Origin of the sequence: Ruminococcus sp. AM31-15AC, from assembly GCF_003462045.1 — a bacterium.
Classification (GTDB): Bacteria; Bacillota; Clostridia; order Oscillospirales; family Ruminococcaceae; genus Hominimerdicola; species Hominimerdicola aceti.
This window is the reverse complement of sequence record NZ_QTYG01000037.1, coordinates 21851-28516: the sequence shown is the minus strand read 5'-3', so window position 1 is coordinate 28516 and position 6666 is coordinate 21851. Positions and strand designations below refer to the sequence as shown.

6 protein-coding genes, 1 pseudogene and 1 riboswitch are annotated in these 6666 nt (G+C 43.6%); all 7 genes and pseudogenes read left to right on the top strand.

Going from position 1 to position 6666, the window contains the following annotated elements; all coding sequences use genetic code 11:
* Window positions 1–150 precede the first annotated feature (150 nt).
* The 7 genes and pseudogenes from DW793_RS10515 (at window position 151) to thiE (ending at window position 6528) form a co-directional block, all read left to right on the top strand.
* Complete coding sequence (locus tag DW793_RS10515) at window positions 151–1140, top strand: C40 family peptidase (protein ID WP_118158021.1); 990 nt, start codon at window positions 151–153, stop codon at window positions 1138–1140.
* A 171-nt stretch (window positions 1141–1311) separates the two neighbouring features.
* Window positions 1312–1417, top strand: a riboswitch (TPP riboswitch).
* Between the two features lie 62 nt (window positions 1418–1479).
* Window positions 1480–2282, top strand: a pseudogene (gene thiD, locus DW793_RS10510) (bifunctional hydroxymethylpyrimidine kinase/phosphomethylpyrimidine kinase).
* Window positions 2279–3592, top strand: coding sequence for a phosphomethylpyrimidine synthase ThiC (gene thiC / locus DW793_RS10505; protein WP_118123527.1), 1314 nt, complete (start codon window positions 2279–2281; stop codon window positions 3590–3592). Before thiD ends, thiC begins: the two are co-directional and overlap by 4 nt.
* 321 nt (window positions 3593–3913) lie before the next feature.
* Window positions 3914–4435, top strand: coding sequence for an energy coupling factor transporter S component ThiW (gene thiW / locus DW793_RS10500; RefSeq protein WP_046439968.1), 522 nt, complete (start codon window positions 3914–3916; stop codon window positions 4433–4435).
* The gene (thiM, locus tag DW793_RS10495) at window positions 4435–5253 is read left to right on the top strand and encodes a hydroxyethylthiazole kinase (protein WP_118158019.1); all 819 of its coding nucleotides are present in this window, start codon (window positions 4435–4437) and stop codon (window positions 5251–5253) included. Before thiW ends, thiM begins: the two co-directional genes overlap by 1 nt.
* Before the next feature lie 140 nt (window positions 5254–5393).
* Complete coding sequence (locus tag DW793_RS10490) at window positions 5394–5864, top strand: GNAT family N-acetyltransferase (RefSeq protein ID WP_118158017.1); 471 nt, start codon at window positions 5394–5396, stop codon at window positions 5862–5864.
* 22 nt (window positions 5865–5886) lie between these two features.
* Window positions 5887–6528, top strand: coding sequence for a thiamine phosphate synthase (gene thiE, locus DW793_RS10485; RefSeq protein WP_118158015.1), 642 nt, complete (start codon window positions 5887–5889; stop codon window positions 6526–6528).
* Window positions 6529–6666: the final 138 nt, after the last annotated feature.

Below are 6666 nucleotides of genomic sequence, written 5' to 3'. Positions count from 1 at the left end.
TGCCATAAAGGTTTACAAAATAGAACTTAATTATTACAGGTTGTAATAATTTACGGTGTATAATAGTATAAATGAAATCGTATAAGTTCATAAATGCAAAAAAATGGAAAGGATTGATCCGTTATCAACATAATAAGAAAAATAACAGCAGTGATAATTTCATCAGTTATAATGATAAGCTTTGTGGCATTTGCACCGCAGGGATCCGATAAGACTTATGTGAATGTTATAACAGCTTCTGCCGCTGACTCGATGACAAAACCTGTTTTGATAAAAAGACAAGCGTATTCAAACAAAATAGAAGCAGGAATAAAAAATCTCACCAGCTTTTCATCAAAGACTACATTTGAGGTCTATGTAAACGGACGCTATGTAAGAAAATATACATGGCAGGCACTTAAAAAGGATAACTATATAAATATAACCGATGATGGCAAGCTTTATCTTAAAGCTTCCACAAAATATAAAGTCACTGTCAAAGCGGTAAACGGCAGTGCCAAGTCAGAGTCATCGGTCCTCAACGTAAAGACAGCAGCAAAAACATACTATCATATAGATAAAAACGTTCAGCTTTATAGCTTTAAAAACGGTAGGTTCAAGAAATCTTCAAAAACAAAAGTCTCTGTGGCTGTGTCGGGTACTCTCACTACCGATAAAAATAAGCGTGTGGCAGGTAAGAACAAGAATATCGGCGGAGCAAATTATGTCCTTATTAATGAAGGTGATTATAAGGGTAAGTACGTCAAGGTAGGAAAAGGTGTGAAGCGTACACCTGAGAGAAAAGCAAGAATAAAAACAGCCGTTGATTATGCCGCAAGCATGAACGGTGGAAGATATGTCTGGGGCGGAACAAAGTATAAGGCAACGGACTGCTGTGGATTGACAATGCAAGCCTATAGAAAAGCCGGTGTGAATATGTATAACAGCGTATATTCGCAGGCAAAAATGGGAAAAGCAGTGTCTTTGAAGAATATAGAAGCAGGCGACCTGATAATCTGTAATAACTATGGCCATGTAGCAATGTATATAGGCGGCGGAAAAATAGTCCATGCCATGAGTACATATTATGGGATCAGAATACAGCCTCTTGCAAATATCAAGTATTGCGGTAAGATAAACACTATCAGGAGAATACTGTAAAGCAAAGCGATCTTGCGGCATAACAAACTGTCGAATAACTGTAGGGGCTGGCGCCCTCGACAGCCCGATTTTGTTTGCTCGATAATACTTGCGATATCTGCACAATTTTTCCTTGACAATCTCGCTGACCAGTGTTATAATAAAAAAGCAGAAAAACTGCGAAAAATCGAATAAAGTTTGCAGGGGGACCCAAGCAAAAAGCTGGGTTGAGAAGGTAAAACCTGACCCTTTGAACCTGTTGGTCAATACCAGTGTAGGAAGCAAGTTTTGTGTAAATTTACCTCCTGCATGGTCAGGAGGTTTTTTTGTTTCCCCTTTTCCATAAGAAAGGAATAAAGTATGTTAAAATGTTTGTCAGTGGCAGGCTCGGATTGCTCCGGTGGCGCAGGTATACAAGCGACCTTAAAGCCTTCAGCGCTAATGAAACTTTCGGCATGAGCGTTATTACCTCTGTCGTCGCTGAAAATACTACCCGTGTGCTGTCTGTTTTCAACGTACCCGTTGAGGAGATACAAAAACAGATAGACGCTGTGTTTGAGGATATCCACGTCGATGCCGTAAAACTCGGTATGCTCCCAACTGCCGAAATTATTTCAGCAGTTGCGGATAAGCTTAATGAGTATAAACCAAGTATTATCGTCTGCGATCCCGTCATGGTCGCTACAAGCGGAGACGCTCTCTCTGAGGGCGGAACTGTTTCCACCATGAGGGAAAAGCTCTTTCCTATAGTTACGCTCCTTACACCGAATATCCCCGAAGCCGAAGCTATCTCAGGCTTGGAGATAAAGAATGAAAACCATATGGAAAAAGCCGCAAGGATAATAATGGATATGGGCGTAAAAAACGTCCTCGTCAAAGGCGGTCATCTCACCGGCGACGCTGTGGATTATCTCTGTACCCCAGAGGGTGTTCATAAGCTTGCCTGCAAGCGTGTTGATTCGCTTAATACCCATGGCACTGGCTGTACTCTGTCATCTGCCATAACTGCAAACCTTGCCCACGGTATGGATATGCTCTCCGCTGTAACAAAGGCGAAAAACTATATCACCGAGGCAATAGAAAAATCATTCACAGTGGGCAAAGGACATAGCCCCGTTAATCACTTTTATGACTATTACGATTTGAAAGGAACTGTTCTATGAGAAATTATAAAACTCAAATGGAAGCCGCTAAAAAGGGTATCGTTACCCCTGAAATGGAAACAGTGGCTAAGAAAGAAAATATGGACGTAAACGAGCTTATGGCTCTTGTTGCAGCAGGTCAGGTGGCGATCCCTGCCAACGTAAACCATACTGCTCTCTCTGCCGAGGGTATCGGCAAAGGCCTTAAAACTAAGATAAACGTAAATCTCGGTATCTCAGGTGACGCTAAGAATTATGACATTGAGATGCAGAAAGTGGATATGGCTATCAAGTTCGGCGCTGAAGCTATCATGGATCTGTCAAACTACGGCAAGACCAATACTTTCAGAAAAGAGCTAGTAGCAAAGTCGCCTGCCATGATAGGCACTGTTCCTATGTATGACGCTATCGGCTACCTCGATAAAGACCTCCTTGAGATATCCGCTCAGGACTTTCTTAAGGTAGTAAAAGCCCATGCAGAAGAGGGCGTTGACTTTATGACTATCCACGCAGGTATCAACAGACGTGCAATCGAAGCTTTCAGACGTGAAGGAAGAAAAATGAATATCGTTTCCCGTGGCGGTTCACTGCTCTTCGCATGGATGATGATGACAGGCAACGAGAACCCATTCTTCGAGTATTATGACGAGGTGCTTGAAATACTCAGAGAGTATGACGTTACTATCTCACTTGGCGACGCACTCCGTCCGGGATGTCTTGCAGACGCTTCCGACGCCGCTCAGATCTCCGAGCTTATCGAGCTTGGCAACCTCACAAAGAGAGCGTGGGAAAAGGACGTTCAGGTAATGGTAGAGGGTCCTGGCCATATGGCAATGAACGAGATCGCCGCAAATATGATAATGGAAAAGAAGATATGCCACGGTGCACCTTTCTATGTACTTGGACCTTTGGTAACAGATATCGCCCCTGGCTATGACCATATCACATCAGCTATCGGCGGAGCTATCGCCGCAGCAAGCGGAGCAGACTTCCTTTGCTATGTTACTCCTGCCGAGCATCTCAGACTTCCTGACGTTGACGACGTTAAGGAGGGCATAATCGCCAGCAAGATAGCAGCCCATGCCGCAGATATCGCAAAGGGCGTAAAGGGTGCAAGAGATATGGACGATAAAATGGCAGCGGCACGTCACAAAATGGATTGGGACGAAATGTTCGAGATAGCACTTGACGGTGAAAAGGCAAGAAGATTCTTTGAGCAGACCCCACCTGCCGACAGACATACCTGCTCAATGTGCGGCAAGATGTGTGCCGTTAGAACAACAAACATGATACTCGAGGGCAAAGAGGTTAAATTCTGCTCAGAGAAGTAGAAAACTCGATGCAGGGGCGAACAGCGTTCGCCCGCATGATATAAAAATTGAATGTCAGCTCGACAATTGTACGAAAAATCGGACAATTACATGAGAGCAGATATAAAAAGAATGTAATGTGCAAGAGGAGCGTCTTGCGAACTTTTTCATAAAAAGTATTCAGCGAGGGAACCCGTGTTTCGGGGTGAGAGGGTGCAATGGAGCACCGACCGAAAATAATTAACGTCAGATCGTGAGCGGATAGCATAGCCACGGTCTGTGCGCCGCTGGATATCTTGCTCTTTTTCGTTCGGCGGTGCGATACGATATGGAGGAATAAAAATGAAAAAGACAAACATTCACAAATTGGTATTCGCAGCAGTATTGGTAGCCCTTGCAGTGGTAGGCTCGCTTGTTTCGTTCCCTATCGGCGCTTCAAAGTGCGCACCTGTTCAGCACCTTGTAAACATAATCGGTGCAGTTTTCCTTGGACCTGCATGGGCAGTGGGCGTTGGCTTCACAGCCGCACTTCTCAGAAATCTTCTGGGACTTGGCTCTCTCCTTGCGTTCCCGGGTTCAATGGTTGGCGCATTCGTTGCAGGTATGCTCTATAAGTACATAAAGAAGCTCCCTGCCGCTTATGTCGGCGAGCTTTTCGGTACATCAGTCCTCGGTGGACTTCTTGCATATCCTGTTGCCAGATTTCTCGTTGGCGCACCAGCCGCAGCAATAACAGTTTATATCCTGCCTTTCTTTGTAAGCTGTGCAGGCGGTACAGTTCTTGCTATCGTTATCGTTACAGCTCTTAAAAAGGCAAAAGTATTTGATAATTTCCTTGGCTTCTCAAAGGAGGTAAGAGCATAATGGGCACTATAATTGAAAGCTGTGCGAAAGCAGCAGACAAGGTAAGAAATATATGCCCTTTGGTGCATTGTATCACAAATTATGTTACTGTAAATGACGTTGCAAACTGCATTCTCGCCATTGGCGCTTCACCTATCATGGCAGACGATATCGCAGAAGCAGCCGATATAACTTCTATCTCAAAGGCTCTCGTTATAAACATGGGTACTCTCAATGCAAGAACGGTCGAGTCAATGGTAGCTGCTGGAAAGAAAGCCAACGAGCTTGGCGTTCCTGTGGTTTTTGACCCGGTTGGAGCAGGCGCATCAAATTTCAGAAATGAAACTGCAAAGCGTATACTTGAAAATGTGAAGATAAGCATACTTAGAGGAAATCTTTCTGAAATGTCATATCTTGCAGGACTAGAAGTTTCCACAAAGGGTGTTGACACCTCGGAAGCTGACGAGAAAAACGACCCTGTTTCCGTTGCGAAAAAAACAGCCGCAAAGTATAACTGCGTTGCAGCTATCACAGGTGCGGTGGATACAATAACAGACGGAAAAAGAGTCGCAAGGATATCAAACGGTCACCCATATCTTTCAAAGGTAACAGGCACAGGCTGTATGACAACAGGACTTGTAGGCTCATTCGCAGGTGCTTGCGACGATATGTATACCGCCGCTGTAACAGGCATTGCAAGCATGGGCATAGCAGGCGAGTTCGCATATGAAAATGCTGGAGAGATAGGCTCTGGAAGCTTCCATATTTCTATCATTGACGCAATCAGCAAAATGAATAGTCAGGTATTTGCGGCTAAGGCTAGGATAGAAGAAGTTTAGTATTGCAATATTTCAGATCTAGTGGTATCATATCAATGTGATGCCACTAAATTTTATGTGGTGATGTTGCTTGCAGGGGCGAACAGTGTTCGTCCGTTTGCACTGCATATTATACTTTTTCATACAAAGGAGAATGAAAAATGACCGTAAGATTTGCTTGTGAAAAGGATATACCGCAAATGAACAGCTTGCTCTATCAGGTAGAGAGAGTTCATCAGCAGGGCAGACCTGACCTTTTTAAAGAGGGTGCGAAAAAGTATACTGATAACGAGCTTAAAGATATGCTCAAGGATAAAACTAAGCCTATATTTGCCGCAGTTGATGAAAATGATGAGATGAAGGGCTACGCTTTTTGTGTGTTTCAGGATCATAAGGGCGACAATGTTCTCACGGATATAAAGACTTTGTATATCGACGATCTGTGTGTTGATGAAAATTGCAGAGGTCAGCATATCGGCTCGGTACTTTACGAGGCGGTGAAGAAATTCGCTAAGGAGCAGGGCTGTTATAATGTTACTCTCAACGTGTGGGAGTGTAATCCGTCGGCAAGAAAATTTTACGAAAAGGCAGGCCTGAAGCCATACAAGACAGGTATGGAAGTTATTTTATGATAAAAGATAAGAGGGTAAAAAAATGGACAAATTGAAAATTGACTACACGCTTTATCTCTGTACAGACCGTGGGCTTATGTCCTGCGAAACTATTGAGCAGTCTGTAGAGGAGGGCGTAAAAGGCGGTTGTACAGTTATTCAGCTAAGAGAAAAGGACTGCACTTCAAGAGAATTCTATGAGCTTGCAGTCAGAGTAAAAAAGATAACGGACAAATACAATGTGCCGCTTATCATCAACGACAGACTTGATATTGCACAGGCTGTTGATTGTGCAGGCGTTCATCTGGGACAGAGCGATATGCCATGTGCAGTTGCAAGAAAAATCCTCGGTGAGGACAAGATAATAGGTATTTCTGCGGCAACTCTTGAAGAAGCTAAAAAAGCACAGGCAGACGGTGCAGATTACCTTGGCGTTGGCGCAATGTATGCCACCAACACCAAGACAGACGCAAGAGCTGTCACAAAGGAACAGCTTGCAGAAATAAGAGCGGCTGTGGATATCCCTATCGTAATAATAGGCGGAGTTAATCAAAAAACTGTGCCGAACTTTAAGGGTATGGGTATTGACGGCGCTGCGGTAGTTTCTGCGGTGGTTTCTCAGCCTGATATTGAAAAGGCGGCAAAGGATCTTCGTGAGCTTTGCGAGGATTGCTTCGGAAGATAAGATGTTGAACGGGCGGTTATTTAGACCGTCCGTTTTTTGTTTTAAAACAAATGTATGATTTTGTCTTTCAATTTTACACAAATTATACATTGCGCTATTGACGATTAAGTTAAAATCGGTTATAATAAATTAAAAAGA